The sequence below is a fragment of the Micromonospora sp. WMMD737 genome, assembly GCF_049179055.1.
Classification (GTDB): Bacteria; Actinomycetota; Actinomycetes; order Mycobacteriales; family Micromonosporaceae; genus Micromonospora; species Micromonospora reichwaldensis.
Genome location: NZ_JBMHMH010000001.1, coordinates 2,911,757 through 2,937,895 on the forward strand (window position 1 = coordinate 2,911,757; position 26,139 = coordinate 2,937,895).

The window sequence follows — 26,139 nt, forward strand, 5'->3', positions numbered from 1 at the left end:
CCTCTGGTGACCATGGATGTCTCCGACGCCGCGCTGCTGCTCGCCGCCGGGCTCGCCGCGGGCACGGTGAACGCGGTGGCCGGCGGGGGCTCGCTCATCACCTTTCCGGCGATGATCGCGGTGGGCCTGCCGCCGGTGCCGGCCAACGTGAGCAATTCGGTCGCGGTCTTTCCCGGGTACGTGGCGAGCGTGGCGGGCAGCCGGCAGGACCTGCCGCCCCGGCGGATGCTGGCCGCGCTGGTGCCCACCACGATCGTCGGTACGATCGCCGGCGCCCTGCTGCTGCTGGCCACGCCGGCCCGGGCGTTCGAGCTGGTGGTGCCCTTCCTGGTGCTCGGGGCGACGGCGGTGCTGGCGTTCCAGGATCCGCTGCGCCGGCTCGTCGGGCATCCGCGCGACCTGGCGCCGCGCCGCCGTACGGTCACCGTGCAGGCCATGGTCGCCGTCGGCGCGGTGTACGGCGGCTACTTCGGCGCGGCGCTGGGGGTGATGCTGGTGGCGGGCCTGGCCCTGGTTCTGGACGCGACGCTGGCGCGGGTGAGCGCGCTGAAGAACCTGCTCTCCGCCCTGGTCGGGTTGACCACCCTCGTGGTGTTCGCGCTGTTCGGGCCGGTGAACTGGGCGGCCGTGGCGGTGGTCGCGCCGGCGACGCTTGTCGGCGGGTACGCCGGCGCGCGGCTGGTGCGCCGGCTGCCGCCGGTGGTGCTCAAGGTGCTGATCGTGGTCTTCGGCACGTCGATCGGGCTCTACCTGCTCTGGCGCGCGCTGCGCTGAGCCTCGGCGACGGCTGCCCGGCCCGGAACACTGGACAGGTGCCCGGCCGGGCGGGCGAAGGACGCACGCCCGGGCGGCTAGTGGTCCTGGAGCGTGAAGAAGAGCGTCCGGTGCTCGACGTCCAGGAAGGCGGTCCGCCACCGCGTGGACGGGGTCGCCTCGTCGTACACCCGGCTGTGCAGCCATCGGGGCGCGGCCGGCAGGAACGGCGCGAGAGCGGGCCACGCGTCCGCCGGGCTGGTGAGAGGCGCTTGGTCCGGCTCGGCGGGCGCGTACGGCACGAAGCCGTACCGCTGCGCCAGCGTCCGCGCGTCCGCCGGACGCAGCCGGACCACGCCCTGGTACGCCCACTCCACCGGGCCCGGCGCGCGGCCGCACGGCTCGCCCGCGAGGGAACGCACCTGCCAGTGGATCTCCAGGTAGTCGCCGAGGCCCGGCAGTTCCTCGGGCGGATACCACCGCTGGGTGTGCACCTTCGCCTCCTCGGCGCGCACCGTCTCCCGGCACTCGGGCGTGTCGCCCGGGTCGTTGCCGACAACCCGGATCACGGCCCCCACACACCCGACGACCGCCAGCAGAAGCAACGCGGCGGAGCCGCCGAGGACGGCCACCAGCGCGCGTCTCGTCATGGGCGTCAGCGTACGAAGGGCGTCCACCCCCGCCGCGTCGCCCCCGGCCGGCAGGGGCCGGGGGCGACGCGGTCGCGGGAGAGGCTCAGGCGACCGGTTCCGGGGCGGCGTCGGCGTCCCGGCGCGGGCCGGGTACGACGCGCGGGTCGCCCTCGTCGGCGAAGTAGTCGTCCGACGTGGTGCCGTCGCCGCCGTCGCGCACCTTCGCCGCCCGCAGCACCACCGTGAGCAGCGCCGCGACCGCGAGGTTGACCAGCACCGCCACGATCCCGACGTAGATCGTCTTCGGGGTGTCGAAGCCGAAGTCGGCAAGCGGGAACGCCGAGCCGCCGAAGTGCTTGCGGCCGGTCGCGGCGTTCGGGATCTGGTAGAGCATCCACATGCCCAGCCCCATGCCCGCGATCCAGCCGCCGATGAGTGCACCCCGGTGGAACCAGCGGGTGTAGAGGCCGAGGGCCACCGCCGGCAGCGTCTGGAGGATGATCACGCCGCCGATGAGCTGGAGGTCGATGGAGAACTGCGGGTCGAGGAAGACGATGCAGGCCACCGCGCCGACCTTCACCACCAGCGAGGTGATCTTGGAGACGTTCGCCTCCTGCGCGGGGCTGGCGTCCCGCTTCAGGTACTCCTTGTAGATGTTGCGGGTGAACAGGTTCGCCGCCGCGATCGACATGATCGCCGCCGGCACCAGCGCGCCGATGCCGATGGCCGCGTACGCGACGCCGGCGAACCAGTCGGGGAACTGCTGGTCGAACAGGACCGGCACCACCGTGTTGCTGTCCACGGTGCCCTCCTTCGACCCGGGCAGCGGCTTCACCCCGGCCGCGATGGCCATGAAGCCGAGCAGCGCGATCAGGCCGAGCAGCAGGCTGTACGCGGGCAGCGCCGACATGTTCCGCTTGATCACGTCGCGGTTCCGGCTGGCCAGCACGCCGGTGATGCTGTGCGGGTAGAGGAACAGCGCCAGCGCCGAACCGAACGCCAGCGTGACGTACTGGAGCTGGTTGTTGGCGTTGAGCAGCACCCCGTCGCCTGCGTTCGGCGACGCGTCGAACTTCGCGTCGGCGGCGTCGAAGATCTCGCCCCAGCCGCCCAGCTTGTACGGCAGGTAGAGCACCGCCACCAGGATCACGATGTAGATCAGCGTGTCCTTGACGAACGCGATCAGCGCCGGCGCGCGCAGCCCCGACTGGTAGGTGTACGCGGCCAGGATCGCGAAGGCGACGATGATCGGCAGGTGCCGGGCCAGCGTGCTCTCGCCGGTCACCCCCATGGTCTTGAGCACCGCCTCGATGCCGACCAGTTGCAGCGCGATGTACGGCATCGTCGCCACGATGCCGGTGATGGCGATCAGCAGCGCCAGCACCGGCGAGTCGAACCGCTTGCGAACGAAGTCCGCGGGGGTGACGAAGCCGTGCCGGTGCGAGACCGACCAGAGCCGGCACAGCACCAGGAACACCAGCGGGTAGATGACGATGGTGTAGGGGACGGCGAAGAAGCCGGCCGCGCCGGCACCGAACATCAGCGCCGGCACCGCCACGAAGGTGTACGCGGTGTACAGGTCACCGCCCACCAGGAACCAGGTGATCCAGCCGCCGAAGTTGCGCCCGCCCAGCCCCCACTCGTCGAGGTGGGCCATGTCCTTCGGGGCCCGCCACCGGGCCGCCACGAATCCCATCCCGCTGACCAGCAGGAAGAGCACCGAGAAGACGATGATCTCGGTGAGGTGGTCGCGCCACATCAGCGATCACCCGCCGCCGTGTCGCCCGGCCCGTCAGACGGCGCGCCGGCCCGCTTCTTCGTCATCTGGTACACCAGCGTGGTGGTGGCCACGCCGAGCAGGATGTAGCCGAGCTGGAGCCAGTAGAAACGCGGAAAGCCGAGGAACCGGGGCGAGTCGGCGTTGAAGAAGACCGGGATCAGGGGCACCACGATGGGGATGAAGAGCAACCAGTTCCAGGGGCTGTGGTCCTTCGCCCTGGAGCGCGCCGCTGTCGGCGCCTCCGGTTCGGGTGCGGCCATTGCGACAAACCTCCGCGAGTCGTAGATCGACACTGATGACGGCCGGAGGCTACGACCCTGTGACCCGGGTCACGTTCTATGGGAGGAGATTGCTGCGCCGAACGGCGGACGGCGTGCGCCGAACGGCGACCCCGGGCGGCCGGACGGTGGCCCGCCCGGCTCAGATCCCGGCGAGGTGCGCGGTGTCGTTGACCGTACGGACGGCGACCCCGCCGTCGGGCCACGTGTCGAGCACCGAGACGCCGGCCGCGTCCAGGAACAACCGGTGCAGGAAGCCGTCGCCGGCCGCGAGGGCGTCGCGCAGCACCAGCTTGATCGGCGAGACGTGGGAGACCACCACCACGGTCTCCCCCGGGTACGCCCGGCACAGCCCGTCGACCACGCGGCGGCAGCGCTCGGCGACGTCGACGAACGACTCGCCGCCCGGCGGGGCCACCCGGGTCGAGGCCAGCCAGGCGTCCATCTCGCCCGGCCACTCCTGCCGGACCTCGGCGAAGGTGCGCCCCTCCCAGGCCCCGAAGTCGCACTCGATCAGGTCGTCCTCGCGGCGCACCGGCACGCCGCCGAGCGCCCCGGCGATCGCCTCGGCGGTCGCCGTACACCGGGACAGGGGCGAGCTGAGCACGGCCGCGACGGTCGGGGCCAGCGCGGCCACCCGGGCGGCCGTGGCCCGGACCTGAGCCTGGCCGCGCTCGGAGAGCGGCACGTCGCCGCGGCCGGAGTAGCGGCGCTGTTCGGTGAAGGCCGTCTCGCCGTGCCGGACGAGGATGAGCCGGGTGGCGGTGAAGCTCGGCCGCGGCTCCCAGGAGGCGGGCGCGGTGGCCGGGTCGGTGCCGGTGCTCGACGCCGACGCGGCGCGGGCGGCCACCTCGCGGGCCCTCGCGCGGGCCGGTGAGTCGGGAGCGGCGACCTCGCGCGGCGGCTCCACGACGCGCGGCGGCGCGACGGCGGCCCGGGCCGGCGCCTTGCCGGCGGCGGCGTCCATGGCGGCGTTGGCGAGGGCGTCGGCGTGCCGGTTGCGTTCCCGGGGAATCCAGTGGAACCGCACGGCGGCGAAGCGGTCGACCAGCCCGGCGGCCTGCGCGGCGAGCGGACGCAGCCCGGGGTGCTTGATCTGCCAGCGGCCGCACATCTGCTCGACCACCAGCTTCGAGTCCATCCTGGCCTCGACCTCGGTGGCACCCAGCTCGGCGGCGGCCTCCAGCCCGGCGATCAGCCCCCGGTACTCGGCGACGTTGTTGGTGGCGACGCCGATCGACTCGCCCCGCTCGGCCAGCACCTCACCGGTGTCCGCGTCGCGGACCACCGCGCCGTAGCCGGCCGGGCCGGGGTTGCCCCGGGATCCGCCGTCGGCCTCGACGACGACCACGCGCGGCGCCACGGGACTACAGGCCGGACTCGTTGGTACGGACCATGATCCGTCGGCAGTCCTCGCAGCGGACGACCTCGTCCGGGTCGGTCTTGCGGATCCGGGCCACGTCGGCGCCGGAGAGCGTCAGACGGCAGCCGCCGCACCGGCCGGCGGTCAGCAGCGCCGCGCCGAGCCCGGTGTCCTCGCGGATCTTGTCGTAGAGCTGCACCAGGTCGGCCGGGAGGTCGCCCGCCAGCGGCTGGCGGGCGCCGCGCTTGAACTCCTCCTCCTTGGCGATCTCGGCCAGGCTCTCGTCGCGGCGCCGCTCGGCGTCGTCGCGCTTCTCCCGCACCTCCGCGAGCCGCTGCTCGACGCCGTCCAGCACGCCCTGCGCCGTCTCCCGCTGCTCCATCAGCTCCAGCTCGGCGTCCTCCAGGTCGCCCTGGCGCCGGTTGAGCGAGACCAGCTCGTGCTGGAGGGCCTCCAGCTCCCGGGCCGGACCGCTGCCGGCGGCGAGCCGGGCCTCGTTCTTGGACTTGCGCGCCCGCACCTGGTCGACGTCCTTCTCCATGCGGGCGATGTCCCGGTCCAGGTCGTCGACCGCGACCTGGGCGCGGACCCGCTCGTCCTCCAGCGCGGACAGCTCCCGGGCCAGCGCGTCCAGCTCGGCCCGCTCCGGCAGCGAACGGCGCCGGTGGGCGAGCTGGGCGAGGGAGGTGTCGATCGCCTGGAGGTCGAGCAGGCGGCGCTGGACCTGGGGGTCAGCCTTCACGGTCGGGGCTCCTTGTCGTCCACCGCGGGTGGGGCGGCGTGTACGGTCCACGGGTCGGTGGCCAGGTCGGACACCAGCGTCTCGACACCCGTCGCCTCCCGCAGGAGGACGGCCAGGTCGTCCAGCCACGGTCGTTCCGTCGCCCAGTGGGCGGCGTCGAGCAGGGCCGGGCCATCGGCGGCCAGGTGCTCGCCGGCCGGGTGGTGGCGCAGGTCGGCGGTGAGGAACGCGTCCACCCCGGCCGCGGTCGCGTCGGCGAGGAAGCCGTCCCCCGCGCCGCCGCTGACCGCAAGGGTACGAACCATACGCCCGGGATCCCCGGCGGCGCGAACTCCCCAGGCGGTGGCGGGCAGCACGGCGGCGGCGTGCCGGGTCAGCTCCGCCAGCGTCATCGGCTCCGGCAGCTCGCCGATCCGGCCGATCCCCCGGCCGTCGCCGTGCGCGGGCGTACCGGGTGCGGGCCGGTGCAGCGGGCGCAACCCGGTCAGCCCGAACCGGGCGGCGAGGGCGTCGGAGACCCCCGGGGCGGCCACGTCGGCGTTGGTGTGCGCGACGTACAACGCCACGTCGGACTTGATCAGCCGGTGCACGATCCGGCCCTTGAAGGTCGTGGGGGCCACCGAGGAGACGCCGCGCAGCAGCAGCGGATGGTGGGCGACGATCATGTCGACGCCGGCGTCGAGCGCCTCGGCGACCGTCTCCGGCACCACGTCGACGACGCAGAGGACCCGGCGTACCGGGGCGCACGGCTCGCCGAGCACCAGCCCGACCCGGTCCCAGTCCTCGGCCCAGGCCGGCGGATAGCGCCGCTCCAGCTCGGCGACCACGTCGGCGACGGTCGGCGGGACTGCGTTGGTGCTCACGGCGGGCCAGCTTACCGGCGCGGACCCCGGCCGGGGCCCTCGCCCACCGACACGGCGGCGTGTCCCGGGTGTAGGAAGGGCCCCTGGCAATCGCTACGCGATTGCCAGGGGCCCTTCCCTACACGTCAGGCGACGGGGCAGAGCCGGTCGCGTACGGCGGCCAGACCCAGGGCCCACGGGAAGGCGTGCACGTGCCGCTCGCCGGTGCCCGGCGGGTGCAACGGGAAGACGTCATCGCCGAAGAGCACCGTGACCCCCCACTCCGCGAGCCGGGCGATGCCCGCCCGGAAGGCCGGGTGGGCCGCCATCGCCGCGTTCGTGTACGGCACCGCCACCACCGGCACGCCCAGGCCCTGCGCCTCCACCAGCAGCCCGAGGGCCAGTGTGTCGGTGATCCCGGCCGCCCACTTGTTGACGGTGTTGACCGTCGCCGGGCAGACGATGATCGCGTCGGCCTGCGGCAGCACGTCGAGATCGCCCGGGTTCTTGTAGTGGGTGCGGACCGGATGGCCGGTCTGCCGGGCCAGCGCGGCCCGGTCGACGAACTTGGCGCCGTCCGGCGTGGTGACCACGCAGACGTCCCAACCGTCCTGCTGCGCCAGCTCGACGAGTCGGCCGACGTGGCGGGCCAGCGGCGAACCGCAGGCGATGACGTAGAGCACCTCACGGCGCTCGCTGCTCGGGTGCGGGCCGGCCATCAGGCCGCCACCGCGCTCATACCCCAACTCCCATGTGCTCAGCCAACTCCGCAATCGGAGAAGGCGGCGCACCACGTGTGCGACGCAGGACGTCCGACATCACCTCGTGGGCGATCGGCCGGCAGCGGATCTCCGACGGGGCGAGGCGGTCGCCGCGCAGCAGCATCTCGCCGGCGTTGGCCACGTCGCCGATCTGGGCGAAGCCCCGGGCGATGTCGAGCAGGTGGTGGGCCCGGCGTTCCGGCAGCAGGGCGCCGAAGGCCGGCTCCTGGATGCGCCGCTGGTGCACCTCGACCGCCCGGCCCCCGTCGCCGAGCTCGACCGCCGCCGCCGCCCGGTGCAGCTCCACGTTGGTCGGCCCGAACGAGGTCCAGTAGTGGTTGTGGTCGCCGCCCAGCAGGACGGCCGCCTCCTGCGCGCCGTTGATCAGGTCGCCGACCGTGGCGGAGTCGCCGATCCGGGCGGCGGCCATCGCACCCTGGAGCAGCAGCATCCCGTAGACCGAGAGCAGGGCCGGATCGGCGGCGTTGCCGGCGCCGGGGGCGAGCCGGTTGGCGATGGTGACGTTGAGTTCGAGCGCGGGCCGGGGGCGGCCCATCGCCACCAGCGCGTTGCAGACCCGGGTGGTGGCGATGCCGGCCAGCAGCGGGTCGTCGGCGCGCTGGGCCACCGCCATCGAGCGGTCGGCGGCCAGCCAGGCCAGCTCGCACTCGCCCAGCTTGCGCAGCACCGACGAGGCGATCTGGTAGACCTGCCCGAGCAGGTGGGCCGCCTCGACCGCCTGGTCGCCGCCGTGGCCGGCGTCGGCGGCCTGGGCGTCGCGCAGCAGCTTCGGCAGCGCCCGGGTGAGCATCCCGTAGCGGCCGTACTGGTAGGTGAGCCAGGCGTGGTTGACGGCCTTGCGCATGTCGGCCAGGGGCGGCGGGCACGGCGCGGCGTCGAAGTACGCGCTCATCGAGTCGTACCGCTCCAGGGCCGCCCGGATCTCCTGCACCTCCACCTGGTCGATGCAGTTCAGCGCGTCCGTCCGCCGCTCCGGGTCCTTGCCGAGCAGCAGCTGCACGTCGACCTGGAGGATGTCGGCGATCTCGTAGAGGACGGAGAACTTGTCCAGCCGGCGCACCCCGCGCTCGATCTTGTCCACCCAGCTCTTCGACTTGCCCAGCCGGTCGGCGAAGACCTGCTGCGACATCTTGCGGCGCCCCCGCCAGTAGGCCACCCGCCGCCCGATGGGTAACTCGTCCATCCACCCGTTCCTTCCCCTGTGCCTGCTCGAGCGGGCGTGCCGGCCGGTCCTGCCGGGTGCGGCGATCGATCCGTACGTCTCAGGTTTTCGCTGGTCGCACAGCGTGTGCGTCAGCCGTACAGCCAGTTCTCGTAGTTTTCGTGCAAGTTGCACGAGCCGTTCGTCAGCTCAACGATCGCGGGTTACGGCAGTGACGGTGCTCGACATGCGACCTGGGCACCGGCCGGGTCCGGCGAGGGGAGATGGCACATGTGGGGGAATGTCGCGCCGCGCGTCGTTCAACTGTCCCCGTTGGAACGGGTGCGGCTGCGCCGGGTGGCCGTGCGGTACGCCCTGCACGGCTGGGACGTCACCCCCGGTGCCTGCCTCGCCCGCAGCCGCTTCGTCTGCGGGCGGGCCGGCTGCCCGACGGTCGGCTGCCACCCCGCCCTGGAGAACTGGGAGCACGCGGCGAGCGCCGACCCGGCCCGGGTCGCGACCTGGTGGCGCACCCGACCGCACGGGGTGCTGCTGCCCACCGGGCGGGCGTTCGACGTGCTGGAGGTCCCCACGCACCTCGGCCGGCACGTGCTCGACGCGGTCCGGACGCACCCGGCCGGCGTCGGCGTACGCGGGCCGGTGCTGGTGACCCCGACCGGCCGCTGGATGTTCCTGGTCCGCCCCGGCGACCCGCTCCGCCCCGAGCTGGACCACTGCTTCCACGTGGTCCGGCACGGCCCCGGCTCCTGGATCCCGGCCCCACCGACCCGGCTGCCGGAGGGCACCGTCCGGTGGGCGGTCGCGCCCGAACAGGCCCGTTGGCAACTGCCCGACTCCTACCTGGTGCAGAACGCGCTGATCGAGGCCCTGCGGGCCACCGGCGTCAGGGTCACCTCCGACCTGCTCCCCGGGCACCTGCCGCTGCCGCGCCGGGGCATGTGACGGCGGCACGGCAGCGACGCCGGAGGGCCGGCGCTCGTTGAGCACGACGACGGCGCACCCGCGCCGGGAGCGGGGGGTTGCATGTCCACCGACGACACCGCGCGACAGCCGGACGGCGCGGAGCCGCCGCCCCGGCACCGGCCGCGCCGCCGCTGGCCGGTCACCCGTCCCGTCGGCTCCCGCCCGGGCCGCCCCCGCCCCCTCGGCTCCCGCCCCGCCACCACCCGCCCCTTCCGCTGACCCTCAGCCGGCCAGGGGCAGGGCGGTGGAGTGCAGGAGGCGGGCGTCGTCGGTGACGACCGCGTGCTGGTGCCCGGACAGGCCGTCCAGCCAGCCGATGCCGGCCGGGCCCATCGCGACGGCCGCGGTGGCGTACGCGTCGGCCAGCCCCAGGTCCGGCCCGACCACGGTGACCGAGCGCAGCCCCCGGGCCGGCACGCCCCGGCGCGGGTCGAGCACGTGGTGGCCGCGCTCGTAGACGCCGGACGTGGCCACGGCCAGGTCGGTGCCGGTGAGCACGAGGCAGGTGGACATCGCGTCCCACGGGTGGCGGACGCCGATCCGCCACGGTCGCCCGGTCGAGGAGTGGCCGCGTACCCGCACGTCGCCGCCGGCGTTCAGGCAGTGGTTCGCCGCCCCGGCGGCGAGCAGCCGGTCCGAGGCGACCTGCACCGACCAGCCCTTGACGTAGCCGGACGGGTCGAGCCGCCCGGTGGCGTACGCGTCGAAGAAGCCGTCGGTGGCCTTCCACAGGTCGGCGCAGCGCGCCAGCACGTCCCGCAGGTCGGCGCCGGCCCCGGAGAGCGGCAGCTCGCCCCGGTCGACGCGGCACACCTCGCTGTCGGCCCGGTACGTGCTGAACCGGGCGTCCACCTCGCGCAGCCAGGCGAACACGTCCCCGGCCAGCCCGGCCAGCTCGGCGGCGGGCAGGTCGTCGGCGAGGTCGAGGCTGATCGCGGTGCCCATGACCTGCTCGACCCGGCGCAGCCCCGGCCGGGTCGCCGGCGGAGACCCGGCCGGCTCGCGCCGTCCCGCCGCCGGCACGTCACCTCGCCCGGTCGATCGCGGCCTGCAACGACTGCTTGTACGAGGTGCTGGTGGCGGTCGCCCCGGAGACGGTGTCCACGTCGGCGCTCTGCCGCTGCACCACCAGCCCGGAGCCGCCGCTGTAGCGGCCGTCGACCTGCTCGCTGCGCTGGTCGGACTGGGCGGTCTCCTCGGGCAGCTCCAGGGCCACCACGTCGACGATCCGCGTCCCGGAGAGGGTGATCTGCACCTGCACGTTGCCGTACTCGTTCTCCACCACCGGCCCCGTGACGGTGCGGGTCGTCGGCGCGGGCGGCGGCTTCGTGGTGGTGCGCGGCGCGGACGGCGCCCGGCTGGTGGCGCTGGGCCGGCTCGCCGGCGCCCGGGTGGCGGTGCGACCGGGCCGGGGGGACGCGCTGGTGCGGGCCGGCGACGGCGGGGCGGAGACCTTCCCGCCGCCCGGGGTCGGGCCGGCTGGCGCGGGGACCACCGGTGGGGGCGCCGCCGGCAGGTCCTGGGCGACCGGGCTGGTGCCCGGCGAGCCCTTCAGCACCACCAGGGCGGTGGTGCCGGCCGCCAGGCCGGTGATCGCGAGCAGGGCGCGACGCATGGAAGCCTTCCTACAGCTCGAACGTGGCCAGGTGGATCTGCCGGCGGGGCACGCCGGCCTCGCGGAGCACCCGCAGCGACTGCTCGACCAGGCCGGGCGGCCCGCAGAGGTAGACGTCGCGCCGGGCGAGGTCGGGCACCAGCCGGCGCAGCCCGTCCGGGCTCATCACCTGGCGGGGGCCGGGATCGTCGCGGGAGCCGACGACGTACCAGATCGCGGTGTCCCGGGCCTCGGCGAGCCAGTCCAGCTCGCGGTGCAGCAGCACGTCGCCCGGGGTGCGGGCGCGGTAGATCAGCGCGGCGCCGGGCGGCAGCTCCTCCAGCATCGCCCGGATGGGGGTGATCCCGCTGCCGCCGGCGATCAGCAGGGCCCGCTCGCGGGTGCGGTGGGCGGCGGTGAAGGTGCCCGACGGGCCCTCCGCCCAGACGCGGGTGCCCGCTTCGAGGTCGCGCAGGTCGGCGGTGTGCCTGCCGACCACCTTGACGGTGAGCCGCAGCCAGCGGCCGTTGGCGGCGGCCGAGACCGAGAACGGGTGCGCCTGCCACCAGCAGCCCCGGGCGAGGAACCGCCAGCGGAAGAACTGCCCGCCGAGCATCTCCAGGCGCTCCAGCCGGTCGCCGGTCAGGTAGATCGAGATCGTGTCCGGGCTCTCCGCGACCACGTCGGCGACCCGCAGCCGGTGCCGCAGGTTGAACGCCAGCGGCGCGACGACCCGGCCCCAGAGCAGGGCGGCGAGCACCACCACGTACATCGCGATCCAGAAGGTGCGCACCGGGCCGGGCCGGAACAGCTGCGCGCCGTTGCTGAACTGGTGGGCGAAGCCGAGCAGCAGCACCGCGTAGCTCGACAGGTGCAGGGCGTGCCACAGCTCGTAGGGCAGCGCGGTGCGGATCGCCCGGACGCTGGTGAGGCCGACCAGCACCAGGATGCCGGCGGCGGCGAACGCGGAGACCATGTCCTCGTAGTCGCGCAGCAGCACGCCGGCCTCGGTGAGCACCGGGTTGTCCTCCAGGTCGGCGTACCCGACCAGGATCAGCGACGCGTGCGCGAGCACGGCCACCAGCAGGGTGGCCCCGACGTCGCGGTGCCAGCGGGCGATCCGCTCGCCGCCGGCCCACCGCTCCAGGATCGGCAGTCGGCTCATCATCAGCACCTGCACGAGCAGCAGGTAGCCGGCGACCAGCCCGGTGATCCGGCCGGCGGCGGTCACCGTGGCGGCCGTCGTCCGCAGCGACCCGGGCGGGGTGTCCAGCCACCAGGGCAGCACACTGGCGAGCAGGCCGACGACGAGCAGCGCGGCCAGCAGCCGCCGGCCGCCGGGTCCGCGTCGCGGCGGCACCAGCGGGCGTACGTCCGCAGCCGGCCGGCCGCCGCGCCGGGACGGGGTCGTCCCGGCGCGGCGGCCGGCGGCGTGGGTGCGCGGGTACGTCACGCGTACAGCTTCATCGGGCGGTACTTCTGCCGGGGGAAGATCTTGTCCACCTCCGCGTTGGTGAGCCCGAAGCGGCCCTGCGCGACGGACCCGTAGACGTTGAACATGTTGTTGTACTCGGGCACGTCGCCGGAGTCCAGGTCGGCCAGCCCGTTCCAGGTGCCCAGCAGCGAGCCGGCGAGCTTGCGGCCGGAGAGCACGGTGACCACGCCGCCGTGGCCGTGGTCGGTGCCGCCGCCGTTGGAGGCGACCCGCCGGCCGAACTCGCTGGAGACCATGATGGTCACGTCGGCCGACTTCTCCCCCAGGTCGGTGAAGAACGCCGCCATCGCGCTGGCCAGCTCGTTGAGCCGCCGGTGCAGCTGACCGCCGTCGCGGGTGCCCTGGTTCTCGTGGGTGTCGTAGCCGCCCATCCCGACGGTGGCGACCCGGACGTTCGCCCCGCCCTTGATGAGCTGGGCGAGCTGCTGGAACGCGTTGCCGACGCCCTTGTACTCGACGCCCTCGGCCGCCTGGTACGGCTTTGCGGCGAGGCGCTGCGCGGTGGCCAGCGCCCCAAGGCCGTCCTGCACGGCCTCCTGCACCGGGTGGTTGATCCCGGTGAAGAGCCCCTTGATCGCCTTCTCGGTCGCGGCCCGGTACCGGTCGTCGCCGTTGAGCCGCAGCGAGCCGACGTTGTTGAGGGAGAGCGCGCCGTTGTTGCCGACCAGCGAGCGGGGCAGGGTGCTGCCGATGCCGACGCTGCGGAACGCGGTGCCCGTGCCGAGCGCGTCGACCAGGCTGTCCAGCCAGCCCCGGCCGCCGGTCTCGCCGGGCAGGCCGCCCAGGTTGCAGGCGTCCGCAGCCTGGAAGTGGCTGCGGGACAGCCGCTCGTCGGAGACCGCCGGGACGAAGCCCAGGTTGCCGCTGCGCAGCCACTTCTCCAGCGGCTTGAACGCGCTGGTCAGCTTGAAGCCGCGGCCGACGGCCAGGGAGTCGTCGCCGAGCAGCAGGTCGGGGCGGGCCTTGGCGAGCACCGGGTCGTCCGCCGGGGCCACCAGGCTCAGCCCGTCCAGCCCGCCGTAGAGGAAGACGTGGATCAGGGTGCCGGTCTTGGTGGCGGCGAACGAGGCCGAGGTGGTGACGAACTGGGCGGTCGCGAGGGCGGTGGCGGTGGCGGCGGCGCCGGCCACGAACGTCCGCCGGGTCACGCCCCGACCGTCCTGCTGGGCCTCCTCGAGGTCCTCCAGCCGCCGGTAGCGGTCGGCCTCGGCGGCGTTCTCGGCGGCGACGATGTCGGCCTCCGCCCGCAGCAGCGCCTCGGCCGGGTCGTCGGCCAGCCGCCGCAGGTCGGGGCATTCGGGGTGCAGGGGGAACGTGTGCACAGTCTTCTCCATCGGGTGCCTCACCGGAGGTGGTGCTGGGGGGAAGCGAGGATCGCCCGCGCTACGGCGGTGACGGCCCCGTCGAACGTGGCGTCGACCTTGTCGCCGGCAGCCACGCCGGCCACGCCGAGGATCAGGGACCGTTCCCTGGCGCTCAGCTTCTGACCCACCAGCCGCAGGGCCAGCGCGTCCACGTACGCCCCGGCGGTGGCCGGTGGCCGGGCCACCAGCTTCTCCGGCGGCGTGTAGGTGAAGACGGTGCGTCGGCCGGCGAGCAGCTCGCCCGCCTCGTTCCAGCCGTGGACCATGGTGCCGGCGGAGGTCCAGGCCACGTAGACGTCCGGGTAGCCGTCGGGGGTGGGCTGGCCCATCGGGTACTGGCCCAGCTCGCGCATCCTGTCGTGGATCTGCCGCAGCCCCCGGGCGTACGGGGTGCGCTTGTTGTCGCCGTTGTCGTGCTTCGGCGACGCCTCCGGGGACACCCCCAGGGCCCGGTACGTGGCGACCAGGTACTCCATCGGCCGGCGCACCTTCTGGCCCACCGCCGCCCAGAACTCCGAGGAGCTGAACAGCGTCATCAGCACCGGCTTGATCATGCCCTTGTTCAGGCTGTACGACTTCGCCAGCCGCTCCACGAGGGACTTCGGCGGGGTGTCCGAGACGAACCGGGTGGCCAGGCTCTGCGCCACGTACTTCGCGGTGGACGGGTGCAGCGCGATGTACGTGATGTACGCGTCGATGGCCGCCTCGGCCTTCTTCGGGTCCTTCGAGGCGTTCGCGTGGGTGAAGCCGAGCACCTTCACCTTGCCGACGTAGTGCCGCTCGGGGCGGAACACGTACTTCCCGTCGTTGACGCCCCGGCCGGTCTGGAGCAGGGCCGCCTGCCGGACGTCCTTCTCGGTGTAACCGCCGTCGACGCCGACCGAGTACAGCTCCAGGTTCTCGCGGGCCAGGTTCTCGTTGACCGCGTCGGCGCGGGAGTCGTTCTGGTTGAGGTAGAGCAGCAGCGCCGGGTGCCGGTTCGCGGCGAGCAGCATCTCGGGGTAGCTGCCGAGGGCGTGCGCCCGGACGACGTCCCGGTCGAAGGACGCGCGGTAGACCTCGCCCCCGTCGAAGTCCGCGGCGACGTGCAGGAAGTCGTTCCAGAAGTCGACCATGACCTCGAACAGCTGCCGCTGCGACCAGATCTGCCGGGCGATGGTGGCGTCCACCATCTCCTTCTCCGGCTGCGCGCCGCGCTCGTTGAGCTGCTCGCGCTGCTCGCGCAGCTGCGCGGTGCCCAGCTTCAGCGTCGGCAGGTCGGCGAGCTTCAGCTCGGCCTTCGTCGGGGCGATCTTGTCGGGGTCGAGCTGCCAGCGCAGCCAGCCGTCGATGCCCCGCTCCCTGATGTCGGCGAGGACCTGCCCGGTGGCGCCGAAGGTGGCCCGCCGGGCCAGGTGCAGGACCGGGTCCTTGGCGAGCACCGTCTTGACGGTCACCTTGGTCTCCGCGGCGGCGGCGGCCGGCCCGGAGAAGGTCCGGCCGCCGGCCGGCGCGTTCTTCTTCAGCGCCTCGCCGGCCCGGGAGCCCATGTAGCTCTCGTTCTGCTCGGTGTAGGTGCGCACCGTGCTCGGCTGCTGGCCGCTCGGCCGGGCGGGGGTGCCGTCGGTGACCGTGGTGCCGGTGGCGTCACCGGCCACCGCCTCGTCGCCGAGGAGGCTGCGGATCTGCGGGGTCATCGCCAGGGCGGCGCCACCGGCGACCACGGCCGCGGTGCCGCCGAGGGCCACGAGGGCCTTGCGCCGGCCGACCTTGGGGCCCGGCTCGTCGCCGTCGTCCAGGTTGGGCAGTCCCGGGCCGGCCGGCGGCGCGGCGGTCTGCCGCGCGAAGCCCTCCGGGCCGACCCACTGCGGCCCGCGCGCGGCCGGGTGCCCGGCGGGCGCGTACTGGCCCTGCGTGCCTTCGGGGTGTCCGCCCTGGTGCGGGGTGCGCGCGTCGTGGCCGTAGGGGGTGGGGGCGTAGGTGTCGCGGTGACCGTCGCCGGCGGCGGGGTACTGACGCCCGTCCCATCCGCGATCGTCCCGCGGTCGCCGTGGTGGCACATTCTGGTCGGCCATGTACCAATCCGTTTCTGCTGCGCCGCGACGACTGGCACCGGGCACGGGGGCAGGTGCGGCGACTGGTGCCTGAGGGGGTTGCACCGGAAGGTAATGAAGCGTTCAGGTGCCTTCAAGCAGCACCGGAAGCCCCCAGGACGGCACTTAAGGCGCCGCTCAGCGCGGGCCGGCGACCCCGGAACCCGGCGCGGCCCGGCACGGACCTCGCGAGCAGGGCGTACGCGGCACGGCACGGGCCGGACCCGGCCATCGCGGCCGACCCGGCGCGGCAGGCCCCTTTCATCGCCACAGGCAAATTTAAGGTGCGGCTAAGCCTGCGCTGAGGCGCTCCCCCGCGCGTCCGGAGGGCCGGGGCGCGGCCGACGGGCGTGGACCGGGCGGGGCGGGGCGGCAAAGTAGCAGCAGGACGGGAGCGTGAGCCGCCGCCGCAGCGGGTATGCCGCCGAACCGCTGAACACGTGAGGGGAAGGCACATGCTCAGCAAAGAGGATCAGCGCAGGTTCGAGCAGATCACCCGTCAGCTCCGGGAGAGCGATCCGGCGTTCTTCGCCCGGCTCGACAACCGGGCCCGGGCCCGTCGCGGCCGCTGGCTGATGCTGTTGACGATCGTGCTGTGGGCATCGCTGCCGGCGATGACCGTGCTGGCCGGGCGACTGGCCGGGGCCGTCTGCGCGGTGGTCCTGGTGGCCAACGCCGCACTCATGTGGCGGTTCCGCCGCCGCTGGCTCTGAACCGGGACCGCGTACCGTTCCGCCGGCGGTCTCACCCGCCGAGGAGCCGGTACGCCCGCCGCAGCCGCTCCAGGAGACCGGGCCCGCCGATGGCGGGGGCCGGCGCGCCGAGCTGCCGCAGCAGCAGGTCCGGTCCGGTCGACAGGCTGGGTGGCCGGTCGGGCAACGGGACCGGCGGCAGCCAGAACCGGTCGACCGCCTCGGCCAGCGGGGCCGGCGGCAGGCCGGCGAGCGCCCGCGACGCCCCGACCGGCGGGACGGCCTCGGCGTCCCGCCCGGCACCCGGTACACCGCCGTCCCGCGTGGACTCCGCCATCGGCGCGACCGCACCGTCCGATCTGGACGGCACGGGCTGCGACACGGCGCCGTCCGCCGTGGACGGCGCGACAGGCGGTACGGCACCGTCCACCACGGACGGGGCGGCCGGCAGCACGGCATCGTCCGGCAGGGACGGCGATGTCGGTGCGACCTCGGTCGCGGCCGGCTGGTCGTCGGCGCCTGCGGCGTCGGCCCGCAGGACGCGCAGCCGGTCGAGCAGCTGGGTCCGGCTCCGGCCCCGCCAGTGCAGCAACTGGAACGGGTCGGCGTCGAACGCCTCCGCGAGCAGGTAGAACGTGGCCGCGAGATGCTTGCAGGGAACGGCGAAGTCGGGGCAGCTGCATCGCTGACGCAGCTCCGCCACGCCGGCGGGGAAGAGCGGGGCGCCGGCGGCCCCGAACAGCTCCTCCAGTTCCGGGGGCAGGTCGCCGGCGAGCAGCCGGGCGCTGAAGAACGCCTGGGCGGCCAGCTCCGCCTCCACGCGGGCCCAGACCGCCTCCGGGAACGGCGGCAGCGCGATGCTCACCTCGTACGGCTGCGCGCGGGAGCCCTGCACGACGGCGTCGACGGTGCCCGGGGCGACCTCCAGGCGGACCACCTGACCGGCCCGCGCGTACGACCGGCCACGGGTCAGCCGGGTGCCGAGGGCGAACGACTCCAGCACCTCCAGGAAGCGTTGGGACCACCAGGACCGGCCGATGGCCCCCCGGGTGCTGCGGGCCCGCAGCCCGCCGTCGACCCGGCGGGGTCGGCCGTAGTCGGCGAACCGGCCGTTGGCGCCGCCGTCGCCCTGCGCCTGCCCGCTCACTCCACCACCGCCCCGGCCTCCAGGGTGAACAGCTCGCGCAGCTGCGTCGTGGACAGCTCGGTGACCCACTGCTCGCCGGTGCCGACGACCGAGGCGGCGAGGCTGCGCTTGTCGGCGATCAGTGCCGCCACCTTCTCCTCCACCGTCCCGGCGCAGACGAACTTGCGGACCTGCACCCGGCGCCGCTGGCCGATGCGGAACGCCCGGTCGGTGGCCTGGTCCTCGACGGCGGGATTCCACCACCGGTCGACGTGCACCACGTGGTTGGCCTCGGTGAGGGTGAGCCCGGTGCCGCCGGCCTTGAGCGACAGGACGAAGATCGCCGGTCCCCCCGGGGACTGGAACCGGGTCACCATGGCGTCCCGGGCGGCCTTGCCGACGCCGCCGTGCAGGAAGAGCACCTCCCGGCCGAAGCGGGCCGACAGGTGCCCGCGCAGCATGCCGCCGAACTCGGCGTACTGGGTGAAGAGCAGGGCCCGCTCCCCCGCCGCGAGGACCTCGTCCAGGATCTCCTCCAGGCGGGCCAGCTTGCCGGAGCGGCCGGGCAGCGCCGAGCCGTCGCGCAGCAGTTGCGCGGGGTGGTTGCAGACCTGCTTGAGCCGGGTCATGGCGGCGAGCACCAGCCCACGGCGCTCGATGCCGTCGCTGGACTCGATCCGCGCCATCATGTCGTCGACGATCGCCCGGTAGAGCGAGGCCTGCTCGGCGGTGAGGTTGCAGAGCACCTCCATCTCCAGCTTCTCCGGCAGGTCGGAGATGATCGAGGAGTCGGTCTTGAGCCGGCGCAGCACGAACGGGCCGGTGATCCGGCGCAGCCGCTCGGCCGTCTCGGCGTCGCCGTGCCGCTCGATCGGCTCGGCGTACTTCTTGCGGAAGGTCGCCGCTGGCCCGAGCAGGCCGGGGTTGGCGAACTGCATGATCGACCAGAGGTCCGCCAGCCGGTTCTCCACGGGCGTGCCGGTGACGGCGATCCGGTGCCGGGCGGGCAGCGCGCGGACCGCCTCGGCCTGCCGGGTGGCGGCGTTCTTGATGGCCTGGGCCTCGTCGACCACCACCCGCCGCCAGTCGATCCCGGCCAGCTCGACCGCGTCGCGGGCCGCGACCGAGTAGGTGGTGAGGACCAGGTCCGCGTCGTGCACGGCCGCGCCGAACGCCTCGCCCCGCGCCCGCTCCGCGCCGTGGTGCACGTGTACGCGCAGCCCCGGCGTGAACCGCGCCGCCTCGCGCTGCCAGTTGCCCACCAGCGACATCGGGCAGACCAGCAGGGTCGGGCCGGCGTCCGGCGGGTCCCCGGCGAGCAGGGCGAGCAGCTGCACCGTCTTGCCCAGCCCCATGTCGTCGGCGAGCACCGCGCCGAGCCCCAGCGACTGGAGGAACGCCAGCCAGGCCAGCCCCCGCCGCTGGTACGGCCGCAGCGTGCCGTGGAACTCCGGCGGCGGGTCCAGCGGGGCGAGCCGGCGCTCCACCGCCCCGGCGAGCAGGTCGCCCAGCGCGCCGTCGGCGCTGACCTCCAGCACCGGCAGCGCGTCCGGCTGCTCGGCGTCGGTCAGGCCGAGCCGGAGCAGGTCGGCGACGGTCAGCTCGCCGGAGGAACGGAGCAGCCGCAGGCCGGCGGCGAGCCGCTTCGGGTCCAGTTCGACCCACTGCCCGCGCAGCCGCACGAGCGGGGTCTTCAGCGCGGCCAGCGACGCCAGTTCCTCGGCCGTGAGGGGCTGGTCGCCGAGGGACACCTCCCAGCGGTAGTCGACGAGGGCGTCCAGCCCCACGCCCCCGACGGTGGCGGCGACGGTGCCCGGGGCGGTCCGGCTGCGGGCCTGCAACCGGGCGCCGAGCCGGGACGACGGGCGCCGCCACCAGGACGGCAGCAGCACGGCGAACCCGGCGGCGTGCAGCACCGGCGCGCCCTCGCGCAGGAACCGGTGCGCCCCCTCGACGTCCAGCTCCAGGGCCTCCGGCGTGGCCGTACGCAGGGCGTTGTCCAGCTCGGGCCAGAGCCGGCTGGCGCGCCCCAGCTCGGCGAGCAGGGTCTCCTGCGGGTCGTCGCCGCGGCCGGCCAGCCCGGCGACGCTCGCCGGCGCCCGCCAGACCTGCCCGGCGTCCACGTGCAGGCTCGGCTCGTCCGCCGCCTGGAGCCCGAACTCGATGCGCCACCGCCCGGCCGGTCGCGCCGTCGCCGTCGGATCGGCGGGCACCACGACGACCGGCTCGGTGAGCTCCTCGGCCGGCGGCTCGACCAGGCGGAAGCTGGCCCGCACCGCCCCGCCGGCCGCGTCGCGCTGCCAGGCGTCCAGTTCGGTGCGGAGGGTGTCCAGCGCGGCCGGGTCGGCGGCGAACTCCCGCACCGGCCCGGTGAGCGCGGCCAGCCAGGCCGGCACCGCGCCGTTCGGGCGTACGCCCCGGGCCAGCGCGGTCTCCGCCAGGGCCGTCCGGACGGCGGCGTCGGTGAGCGCGTCGAGCGCGTCGGCGACCAGCGCGCCCGGCGCGTCGACGGCGGCCGGCGCGGGCCGGTGGCGCCCGGCGGGCGGGCCGGGTCGCGCGCGCCGGGCGGCGACCGGCCCGGACGGGGTGTCCGCCCCGGCGGCGGCACCGGGGTCGCCCGGTGCGTCCGGCCCGGTGGCAGCGCGGGCGGCCGGGGGCAGCGCCAGCGCCAGCGCCCGGGCCCAGGCGGCGTCCGTGCCGGTCAGCAGCGGTCGCCAGAGCGCCCGGGCGCCGGCCTCCGCCCGCTCCCCGCCCGCGCGGGTCCGGCCCGGAGCCGGAGCAGCCGCGCAGCCGCCGCCGGCCGCCCGGGAGCGAGCCGCCGGGGGTGCCTCGGCGAGGCCGGGCAGGACCCGGCCCCGGGCCGCCAGGTCGACCGCGAAGTCGGCCAGCTCGGCGAGGTGGCGCAGGGTCGCGCCCGGCACGGCGGCCACCGCGTCGACGCCGCGCAGCAGGGCCAGGGCGGCGTCGGGGGCGTACCAGAGGACGGGCACCCGCCAGCCGGCGAGGGTGACCGGCCCGCGGACCGCCGCGGCGACGTCGGCGCGGACGAGTTCCGGGGAGTCCAGCGGTGCGCCGGCCCGGGTGGGGAGGGTGAGCAGGGCGGTGCCCAGGTGGGCCGGCTCGGCCGTAGCGGCCAGCGCGGCGACGAGCGCGGCCTGGTCGGCGGCGAACGGGTGCGGCCGTTCCCGGGGCGCCCGGCCCGGGCGGCGCGGCGCGTGGGACGGCAGCGCGCTGTCCTCGGCCCAGACGGCGAGCCCCACGCCGGACCGCCAGACCCCGTGGACGACCAGCACGCGTCCCCCTCCTCGCGACGACCCCGGCGAGGATATCGGTCCGGGCCGACGGCCCCGGCCAGCACACCGTCGGCCGGCAGGACGAGCCGGCGGCGGGCGGCCCGGGCCCCGCGGCCGCCGGGCGGCGGGGATAGGGTCTGGCGCGTGTACGACCTCCTCGTGATCGGCGGTCTCGGCGTCGACGTGCGGGTACGGGTGCCCGCGATCCCACTGCCGGCCGCCGACTCCGTCACCGTCGACCCGATCGAGCTGCGGATCGGCAACACCGGCGCCGGGGTGGCGCTCGCCGCACACGCGCTCGGGCTCCGGGTGGCGGTGGTCGACGTCATCGGTGCCGACCCGGCCGGCGACGTGGTCCGCGCCGCGCTGGCCCGCACCGGCGTGCACGCCGTGCTGGGCGACGCCCCGGCCGGCACCCGGCGGTCGGTGAACATGGTCGACCCGGCCGGCCGGCGGATGTCGCTCTACGACCCGCGTCCCTGGCACGGGCCCGCCCCGTTCCCGGCGGCCGAGGTGACCGCGCTGGTCCGGCAGGCGGCCCACGTACACCTGTCGATCATGGATTGGACGCTTCCCCTGCTGCCCGCCCTGCGCGCGGGGCTGGCCGGCGGTGCCGTCCTCTCCACCGACCTGCACGACTGGGACGGCGCGAACCCCTACCACCGGCCCTTCGCCGAGGTGGCCGACCTGGTATTCGTCAGCGGGGTGCGGCTGGGCGCGGGGGCCGGCGCGCTCGCCACCGCGCTGGCGCCCCGCACGGTGCTGGTGACCCGGGGCGCGGACGGCGCCGAGCTGCACACCGGCGGGGGCGCACCGACGGCGGTGCCCGCCGCCGCGCCGCCCGCACCGGTCGTCGACACCAACGGCGCGGGAGACGCCTTCGCGGCGGGCGTGATCGCCGCCCGGCTGCGCGGCGCGGCGCTGACCGACGCGGCGGCGTACGCGGCCCGGGTCGCCGCGGCGACCTGCACCCACGACGGCATGGAGTATCCGCCCGACCTGCTGCCGCGTCGCTGAGCCCGCCGTGCGTCGGCGCGCGGCGCGCCCCGGCCCGCTGCCCCGCTATCCGCTGCGGGGTCCTCCCGGGCGGGGCAGGATGGGGCGCATGGCATCAACGGCAGAGATCCCCCTGGTCGGTGGCGTGGCCGACGGCGAGACCGTCACCGTGGAGCTGGACCCGAACGGCCGCCCGCCGCTGACCCATCACCACCTCGGCGCGAAGGGGCTGGCCGAGGCGGAGATCTACGAGCTGGAGTCCGTGGACGCCGACGCCGACCGCTGGTGCTACCGCTGGCGGGGGCCGGCGGTCTGAGCCGGCGGGTCAGACCGCCGGGGCCAGGGTGCGGGCGCGCAGGCTGTCCAGCACGGCGCGGGTGACCTGGGAGGTTCCCCGGGCCTCGTCGCACACCTCGGCCACCCGTCGGGCGGTGGCCTCGGCCCGCTGCTCCCGCTCGTCCCAGAGCCGGTCGACCTCGGCCAGCAGCGGGCCCTCGACCTCCCGCTCCACGCCGCGCAGCGCCGGCACCCCGAGCCGCTGGGCGAGGTCGAAGACCTTGCCGGCGTACGGCAGGGGCAGGAACGGCGTGCCCGCCATCGCGGCGAAGATCAGGAAGTGCAGCCGCATGCCCACAGCCAGGTCGAAGTGGCGCATCAGCCCGAGCACCTGCTGGGGCGAGTAGGTGCCGTGCAGGATCCGGCCCCGCTCGGCGGCGACCATGTGCGACAGCACGCCGTGCGAGTGCCGGATGTCGTCGCGCTCCATCGGGACGAAGAGCACGTAGGCGTCGATCCGGTGCACCAGGAAGTCGCCGATCTGGGCGAGCAGGCGGTGGTAGCCGTCGACGTCGAGGCGCTCGGCGGCCCGGCCCGGTTCCCGCACGCTCATCCCGACCAGCCGCTTGCCGGCCGGCACCCCCTCCTCGCGGAGCAGCTCCGCCGGGAAGTCCTCGGGCTCGATCAGGAACGCGGGATCGGCGGTGACGGTGATCGGGTTGAGCAGCCCCGCCTCCTCCAGCACCATCCGGGACTCCTGGTCCCGTACGGTCACCTGGGTGGCGCTGGCGAGGGTCTCCCGCACCATGCCGGTGTCCACGTCCTCGCTGAGCGGCCCGACCCCCACCGCGTACGTCAGCAGCGGCAGGCCCCGCTCCTGGGCGACCCGGACCACCCGCAGGTAGCGGCGGGCCTCCCGGTCGTAGAGGATGCCGCCGCCGCCGAGGATCAGCACGTCGAGCTGGGCCAGGACCAGCGCCGAGTCGGTCCGGCTGATCCCCTCCCAGGGCACCGCCTCGACGTCGGGATGGGCGATCCTGGTGTGCTCCGGGTTCCGGGAGAAGACGATGATCCGCCCGTTCGGCTCCTGCTCGCGCAGATCGGCGAGCAGACCGCTCAGGATCGCCTCGTCACCGAGGTTGCGACCGCCGTACGAGCCGAGCACACCGATGGTCAGTCCGCCGCCATGCCTCATCCGTCGCTCCTCCCCAGGTGCGTCCGGGGCGGGGTTCCCGCTGCACCGGGGAACACTCCTGACGGGCTCAGCCGGCCGGGGAGATCCGCTTCGTCATCTGCTGGGCGGCCACCCGGTAGCCGAGGCTGTGGTAGAGGTGGATGGCCCCGGTGTTGGAGCCGAAGACGTTCAGCCCCAGCTCGGGCACCCCGAGGGCGGCGAGTTCCGCCTCGACGAGCTGGATCATCCGCCGCCCGTACCCCTGTCTGCGGTGTCCGGGATGCACCTCGATGCTGTTGAGCCACGCGGTGTGGGGCCCGGCGGGGCCGCCGGGGAGGCCGACCCAGATCCACCCCACCTCGACGTCGCGCACCCGGGCCGTGCGGAGCAGGGCGCCGGCGCTGTCGACGCCGTCGGGGAGCTGTTCGCGCAGCTGGGCGGTGGCCCGCTCCAGGGCCGCGGCCGGCGTCAGGCCGCGGTCGGTGACCATCGCCTCGGCGTACGAGCGCACGAGCGGCTCCCGCACCCGCGCGAACTCCTCGGCCGTCATCGGCACCAGTTCCACCACGCCGCCTCCCTGTGTCGGAGTCACCGGTCGACACCGCCGACCAGCCGGGACACGAGCGCCACGACCACGTCGTCGGGGTCGAATCCCGCCTCGATGGACGTGCCGAGCAGATCGAGCAGCAGCCCGTCCACGGCGTAGTGCAGCAGAGCGACCTCGAACGCGCCACCCGGTAGTCCGGTGGCGAGGTGGAACGCGACGTCGTCGCGGTAGCCCCGCCGCAGGGTGTCGCCGAGGATCCGGGCCAGGTCGGGGCGGCGGGCCGCCTCCAGCCGCAGCTCGATCAGCGCCCGGGTGAGGTCGGGCTGCCGCGTGGTCCGCTCGACGATGTAGCGCAGGTAGTCCGTGAACAGCTCCAGGGACGGCTCGCGGGCGCCCAGCTCGGCCAGGACCCGCTCGTCCGGGGCGAACCGCTCCATGATCCGCTCGCCGAGCGCGCCGAGCAGGGCGTCCCGGGAGCGGAAGTAGTTGGAGGCGGTGCCCGTCGGCACGCCCGCCTCGGCGTCGACCGCCCGGTGGGTGAGGCCGCGTGCCCCGGTCGCCGCCAGCACCCGCAGCCCCGCGTCGGCCAGGGCCGCCCGTCGTTCCACGTTTCTCGCCACGGGAAACACCGTAGCAACAACCACTACGCGTGTAGTAACTTCATCCACGACACCAGTAGTGATTGGGGATCGGTTTGCGCAAACTCGTGTACTACGTCGCCAGCACCCTCGACGGCTTCATCGCCGCCCCCGACGGGTCGTACGACTTCTTCCCGTTGGCGCCCGACCTGGCCGCCCACCTCGCGGCCAACTGGTCCCAGACCCTCCCGACGTTCGCCCACCCGCAGTTCGGCATCGACGAGCCGACGGGCCGCTTCGACGCGGTGGTGATGGGCCGGGCCACCTACGACCCGGCGCTGAAGATGGGCGTCACGAGCCCGTACGCGCACCTCAAGCAGTACGTCTTCTCCCGCACCCTGCCGCCGGCCGCCGAGCCGGAGGTGGAGATCGTCTCCACGGATCCGGTGGACTTCGTCCGGGAGCTGAAGCGCCGGCCCGGCCGCGACATCTGGCTCTGCGGCGGCGCCCAGCTCGCCGGCCAGCTCCTGCCCGAGGTCGACGAGCTGATCATCAAGCTCAACCCGTACGTGGTCGGCAGCGGCATCCCGCTCGCCGACCGGGGGTTCGACCCGCGCCGGTTCGACCTTGTCGACACCCGCCCGTTCGACAGCGGGGTGGTCATCCTCCACTACGCCCGCCCCGCCGGGGCGGAGTGACCGGGCGGCCCGGAACGCAACCGGCCGGGGGTTCCGGCAGCGCCCGGTCCCGGCGACGCCCGGCGTCAGCCGGGCGGCGACACCGGGTGGGTGAGGAACGGCAGCACGGCGGCGGGCAGCGCCGGCGAGACGACGATGTCGTAGTGGGTGAGCCCCGGCAGCACGGCGAGCCGGGAGGCCGGGCGGTCGGTGCCGTCCCCGCCGGCGTCCCGGTGGCCGCCGCCGAGCAGCCCGAAGAACTCCACCGCGTGCGCGGCGCTGACCGAGTCGGCGTCGGCGAAGACCAGCAGGGTGGGCACGGCGAGGGCGGCCACCTCGGCCGACCAGTCGTAGTCGCGGCGCAGCAGCTCGCCGGTCTTCGCCCAGAGCCGCGACCAGTCCCCCGGCCGGGGCGCGACGCGGGTGTAGAGCGCGTGCGGCGGAGTGCCCCGCATCCGCTCGCCCGCCTCCTCGTCGGGCTCGGGCATGCCCGCCAGCACCTCCGGATACCAGCCCAGCCGCCGGCACGGCGCGGAGACGACGACCAGCCGGCGCACCAGCGCCGGGTGCTGGATCGCGGTACGCAGCGCCACTCCGCCGCCGAGCGAGTAGCCCAGCACGTCGGCCTCGGCCAGGTCGAGGTGCTCGATCAGCGCCGCGACGTCGTCGGCCATCGACTCGTAGCGCAGCGGACGGTCGACGTCGGCGGTGCGCCCGTGGCCCTGGAGGTCGACTGCGATCACCCGACGACGCGCGGCCAGCGCCGGCAGGATCGGCGCGAACGTCTCCACCGACCCGAAGCCGCCGTGCAACAACAGCAGCGGACGGCCGGCGCCGTGCTCCTCGTGCCACAGGCGCAGCCCGGCGACCTCCGCGTAGCTCATCGTCCCATCCAACCCGGCCCGCACGACGTACGCGGCCGATCGGCCGTCCGGGCGCGCCCGGCCCCGTCCTCGTG

25 protein-coding genes and 2 pseudogenes are annotated in these 26,139 nt (G+C 74.9%); 7 read left to right on the forward strand and 20 right to left on the reverse strand.

Annotated features, from left to right (window positions below; translation table 11 throughout):
- Positions 1-12 precede the first annotated feature (12 nt).
- Positions 13-774 (forward strand): sulfite exporter TauE/SafE family protein, encoded by a 762-nt coding sequence (locus ACN27A_RS11785; RefSeq protein ID WP_421452462.1) that lies wholly within the window; start codon positions 13-15, stop codon positions 772-774.
- Between the two features lie 77 nt (positions 775-851).
- Here ACN27A_RS11785 and ACN27A_RS11790 read toward each other — a convergent pair whose 3' ends face one another.
- The 8 genes from ACN27A_RS11790 to ACN27A_RS11825 all read right to left on the reverse strand — a co-directional run bounded on the left by ACN27A_RS11790 (position 852) and on the right by ACN27A_RS11825 (position 8,355).
- Complete coding sequence (locus ACN27A_RS11790) at positions 852-1,403, reverse strand: hypothetical protein (RefSeq protein ID WP_421452464.1); 552 nt, start codon at positions 1,401-1,403, stop codon at positions 852-854.
- A gap of 85 nt (positions 1,404-1,488) precedes the next feature.
- Positions 1,489-3,144, reverse strand: coding sequence for a monocarboxylate uptake permease MctP (gene mctP / locus ACN27A_RS11795; RefSeq protein ID WP_421452467.1), 1,656 nt, complete (start codon positions 3,142-3,144; stop codon positions 1,489-1,491).
- On the reverse strand, positions 3,144-3,425 hold the full coding sequence (locus tag ACN27A_RS11800) for a DUF3311 domain-containing protein (RefSeq protein WP_421452470.1): 282 nt from the start codon (positions 3,423-3,425) through the stop codon (positions 3,144-3,146). Before ACN27A_RS11800 ends, mctP begins: the two co-directional genes overlap by 1 nt.
- A 160-nt stretch (positions 3,426-3,585) precedes the next feature.
- On the reverse strand, positions 3,586-4,806 hold the full coding sequence (locus ACN27A_RS11805; RefSeq protein ID WP_421452472.1) for a bifunctional RNase H/acid phosphatase: 1,221 nt from the start codon (positions 4,804-4,806) through the stop codon (positions 3,586-3,588).
- 4 nt (positions 4,807-4,810) lie between these two features.
- Positions 4,811-5,548: a zinc ribbon domain-containing protein gene (locus ACN27A_RS11810; RefSeq protein WP_421452475.1), complete on the reverse strand. Its 738-nt coding sequence runs from the start codon at positions 5,546-5,548 to the stop codon at positions 4,811-4,813.
- Entirely contained in the window at positions 5,545-6,375 is an 831-nt protein-coding gene (locus ACN27A_RS11815) for a Nif3-like dinuclear metal center hexameric protein (RefSeq protein ID WP_421458444.1), read from the reverse strand. Before ACN27A_RS11815 ends, ACN27A_RS11810 begins: the two co-directional genes overlap by 4 nt.
- Before the next feature lie 161 nt (positions 6,376-6,536).
- Positions 6,537-7,109: a flavoprotein gene (locus ACN27A_RS11820; protein WP_421452477.1), complete on the reverse strand. Its 573-nt coding sequence runs from the start codon at positions 7,107-7,109 to the stop codon at positions 6,537-6,539.
- A 16-nt stretch (positions 7,110-7,125) separates the two neighbouring features.
- A complete protein-coding gene (locus tag ACN27A_RS11825; RefSeq protein WP_421452479.1) occupies positions 7,126-8,355 on the reverse strand; it encodes a helix-turn-helix domain-containing protein in 1,230 nt (409 codons plus the stop codon).
- A gap of 249 nt (positions 8,356-8,604) precedes the next feature.
- On the opposite strand from ACN27A_RS11825, the gene ACN27A_RS11830 reads away from it, so the two are divergent.
- Together ACN27A_RS11830 and ACN27A_RS11835 are read left to right on the forward strand one after the other, a co-directional pair.
- Positions 8,605-9,276, forward strand: coding sequence for a bifunctional DNA primase/polymerase (locus ACN27A_RS11830; protein ID WP_132237270.1), 672 nt, complete (start codon positions 8,605-8,607; stop codon positions 9,274-9,276).
- Positions 9,277-9,357: 81 nt separating this feature from the next.
- Positions 9,358-9,516: a hypothetical protein gene (locus ACN27A_RS11835; RefSeq protein ID WP_158619084.1), complete on the forward strand. Its 159-nt coding sequence runs from the start codon at positions 9,358-9,360 to the stop codon at positions 9,514-9,516.
- 3 nt (positions 9,517-9,519) lie between these two features.
- Here ACN27A_RS11835 and ACN27A_RS11840 read toward each other — a convergent pair whose 3' ends face one another.
- From ACN27A_RS11840 to ACN27A_RS11860, 5 genes are all read right to left on the reverse strand, one after another.
- On the reverse strand, positions 9,520-10,242 hold the full coding sequence (locus ACN27A_RS11840) for an FAD:protein FMN transferase (RefSeq protein WP_421458445.1): 723 nt from the start codon (positions 10,240-10,242) through the stop codon (positions 9,520-9,522).
- Between the two features lie 79 nt (positions 10,243-10,321).
- A complete protein-coding gene (locus ACN27A_RS11845) occupies positions 10,322-10,912 on the reverse strand; it encodes an FMN-binding protein (RefSeq protein ID WP_421452482.1) in 591 nt (196 codons plus the stop codon).
- Positions 10,913-10,922: 10 nt separating this feature from the next.
- A complete protein-coding gene (locus ACN27A_RS11850; protein ID WP_421452485.1) occupies positions 10,923-12,344 on the reverse strand; it encodes a ferric reductase-like transmembrane domain-containing protein in 1,422 nt (473 codons plus the stop codon).
- Positions 12,341-13,720, reverse strand: a complete 1,380-nt coding sequence (locus tag ACN27A_RS11855; RefSeq protein ID WP_421452488.1) for a DUF1501 domain-containing protein — start codon at positions 13,718-13,720, stop codon at positions 12,341-12,343. Before ACN27A_RS11855 ends, ACN27A_RS11850 begins: the two co-directional genes overlap by 4 nt.
- An 8-nt stretch (positions 13,721-13,728) precedes the next feature.
- Positions 13,729-15,804, reverse strand: coding sequence for a DUF1800 family protein (locus ACN27A_RS11860; protein ID WP_421452491.1), 2,076 nt, complete (start codon positions 15,802-15,804; stop codon positions 13,729-13,731).
- Positions 15,805-16,277: 473 nt separating this feature from the next.
- On the opposite strand from ACN27A_RS11860, the gene ACN27A_RS11865 reads away from it, so the two are divergent.
- A complete protein-coding gene (locus ACN27A_RS11865; RefSeq protein WP_121400370.1) occupies positions 16,278-16,535 on the forward strand; it encodes a DUF3040 domain-containing protein in 258 nt (85 codons plus the stop codon).
- Positions 16,536-16,566: 31 nt separating this feature from the next.
- Here the strand turns inward: ACN27A_RS11865 and ACN27A_RS11870 are convergent, their stop codons facing one another.
- From ACN27A_RS11870 to ACN27A_RS11880, 3 genes and pseudogenes are all read right to left on the reverse strand, one after another.
- Entirely contained in the window at positions 16,567-17,661 is a 1,095-nt protein-coding gene (locus ACN27A_RS11870; RefSeq protein ID WP_421452494.1) for an SWIM zinc finger family protein, read from the reverse strand.
- Positions 17,658-19,817: pseudogene (locus tag ACN27A_RS11875) on the reverse strand (DEAD/DEAH box helicase); the annotation flags it as partial. The pseudogene ACN27A_RS11875 and the gene ACN27A_RS11870, both read right to left, overlap by 4 nt.
- A gap of 69 nt (positions 19,818-19,886) precedes the next feature.
- Positions 19,887-20,933, reverse strand: a pseudogene (locus tag ACN27A_RS11880) (ATP-dependent helicase); the annotation flags it as partial.
- A gap of 144 nt (positions 20,934-21,077) precedes the next feature.
- On the opposite strand from ACN27A_RS11880, the gene ACN27A_RS11885 reads away from it, so the two are divergent.
- Complete coding sequence (locus ACN27A_RS11885) at positions 21,078-21,950, forward strand: carbohydrate kinase family protein (protein WP_421452497.1); 873 nt, start codon at positions 21,078-21,080, stop codon at positions 21,948-21,950.
- Positions 21,951-22,038: 88 nt separating this feature from the next.
- On the forward strand, positions 22,039-22,245 hold the full coding sequence (locus ACN27A_RS11890) for a hypothetical protein (protein ID WP_121400365.1): 207 nt from the start codon (positions 22,039-22,041) through the stop codon (positions 22,243-22,245).
- A 9-nt stretch (positions 22,246-22,254) separates the two neighbouring features.
- Here ACN27A_RS11890 and ACN27A_RS11895 read toward each other — a convergent pair whose 3' ends face one another.
- The 3 genes from ACN27A_RS11895 to ACN27A_RS11905 form a co-directional block, all read right to left on the reverse strand.
- Positions 22,255-23,400: a polysaccharide pyruvyl transferase family protein gene (locus ACN27A_RS11895; RefSeq protein WP_151455184.1), complete on the reverse strand. Its 1,146-nt coding sequence runs from the start codon at positions 23,398-23,400 to the stop codon at positions 22,255-22,257.
- Between the two features lie 67 nt (positions 23,401-23,467).
- The gene (locus ACN27A_RS11900; RefSeq protein ID WP_421452500.1) at positions 23,468-23,947 is read right to left on the reverse strand and encodes a GNAT family N-acetyltransferase; all 480 of its coding nucleotides are present in this window, start codon (positions 23,945-23,947) and stop codon (positions 23,468-23,470) included.
- 20 nt (positions 23,948-23,967) lie between these two features.
- Positions 23,968-24,546 carry a TetR/AcrR family transcriptional regulator gene (locus ACN27A_RS11905; RefSeq protein ID WP_421452503.1) on the reverse strand — a complete coding sequence of 193 codons (579 nt, stop codon included), beginning with the start codon at positions 24,544-24,546 and terminating at the stop codon, positions 23,968-23,970.
- 74 nt (positions 24,547-24,620) lie between these two features.
- On the opposite strand from ACN27A_RS11905, the gene ACN27A_RS11910 reads away from it, so the two are divergent.
- Positions 24,621-25,202 carry a dihydrofolate reductase family protein gene (locus tag ACN27A_RS11910; protein WP_421452505.1) on the forward strand — a complete coding sequence of 194 codons (582 nt, stop codon included), beginning with the start codon at positions 24,621-24,623 and terminating at the stop codon, positions 25,200-25,202.
- 65 nt (positions 25,203-25,267) lie between these two features.
- On the opposite strand, the gene ACN27A_RS11915 is transcribed toward ACN27A_RS11910, so the two are convergent.
- Positions 25,268-26,065 carry an alpha/beta fold hydrolase gene (locus ACN27A_RS11915; RefSeq protein ID WP_421452507.1) on the reverse strand — a complete coding sequence of 266 codons (798 nt, stop codon included), beginning with the start codon at positions 26,063-26,065 and terminating at the stop codon, positions 25,268-25,270.
- Between the last annotated feature and the right edge of the window lie 74 nt (positions 26,066-26,139).

What these genes read in the sequence shown, in the direction of transcription:
- ACN27A_RS11785 (WP_421452462.1), top strand. Translation starts at nt 13, where the DNA reads ATGGATGTCTCCGACGCCGCGCTGCTGCTCGCCGCCGGGCTCGCCGCG.
- ACN27A_RS11790 (WP_421452464.1), bottom strand. Translation starts at nt 1,403, where the DNA reads ATGACGAGACGCGCGCTGGTGGCCGTCCTCGGCGGCTCCGCCGCGTTG.
- mctP (WP_421452467.1), bottom strand. Translation starts at nt 3,144, where the DNA reads ATGTGGCGCGACCACCTCACCGAGATCATCGTCTTCTCGGTGCTCTTC.
- ACN27A_RS11800 (WP_421452470.1), bottom strand. Translation starts at nt 3,425, where the DNA reads ATGGCCGCACCCGAACCGGAGGCGCCGACAGCGGCGCGCTCCAGGGCG.
- ACN27A_RS11820 (WP_421452477.1), bottom strand. Translation starts at nt 7,109, where the DNA reads ATGGCCGGCCCGCACCCGAGCAGCGAGCGCCGTGAGGTGCTCTACGTC.
- ACN27A_RS11825 (WP_421452479.1), bottom strand. Translation starts at nt 8,355, where the DNA reads ATGGACGAGTTACCCATCGGGCGGCGGGTGGCCTACTGGCGGGGGCGC.
- ACN27A_RS11830 (WP_132237270.1), top strand. Translation starts at nt 8,605, where the DNA reads ATGTGGGGGAATGTCGCGCCGCGCGTCGTTCAACTGTCCCCGTTGGAA.
- ACN27A_RS11835 (WP_158619084.1), top strand. Translation starts at nt 9,358, where the DNA reads ATGTCCACCGACGACACCGCGCGACAGCCGGACGGCGCGGAGCCGCCG.
- ACN27A_RS11840 (WP_421458445.1), bottom strand. Translation starts at nt 10,242, where the DNA reads ATGGGCACCGCGATCAGCCTCGACCTCGCCGACGACCTGCCCGCCGCC.
- ACN27A_RS11845 (WP_421452482.1), bottom strand. Translation starts at nt 10,912, where the DNA reads ATGCGTCGCGCCCTGCTCGCGATCACCGGCCTGGCGGCCGGCACCACC.
- ACN27A_RS11855 (WP_421452488.1), bottom strand. Translation starts at nt 13,720, where the DNA reads ATGGAGAAGACTGTGCACACGTTCCCCCTGCACCCCGAATGCCCCGAC.
- ACN27A_RS11860 (WP_421452491.1), bottom strand. Translation starts at nt 15,804, where the DNA reads ATGGCCGACCAGAATGTGCCACCACGGCGACCGCGGGACGATCGCGGA.
- ACN27A_RS11865 (WP_121400370.1), top strand. Translation starts at nt 16,278, where the DNA reads ATGCTCAGCAAAGAGGATCAGCGCAGGTTCGAGCAGATCACCCGTCAG.
- ACN27A_RS11890 (WP_121400365.1), top strand. Translation starts at nt 22,039, where the DNA reads ATGGCATCAACGGCAGAGATCCCCCTGGTCGGTGGCGTGGCCGACGGC.
- ACN27A_RS11895 (WP_151455184.1), bottom strand. Translation starts at nt 23,400, where the DNA reads ATGAGGCATGGCGGCGGACTGACCATCGGTGTGCTCGGCTCGTACGGC.
- ACN27A_RS11915 (WP_421452507.1), bottom strand. Translation starts at nt 26,065, where the DNA reads ATGAGCTACGCGGAGGTCGCCGGGCTGCGCCTGTGGCACGAGGAGCAC.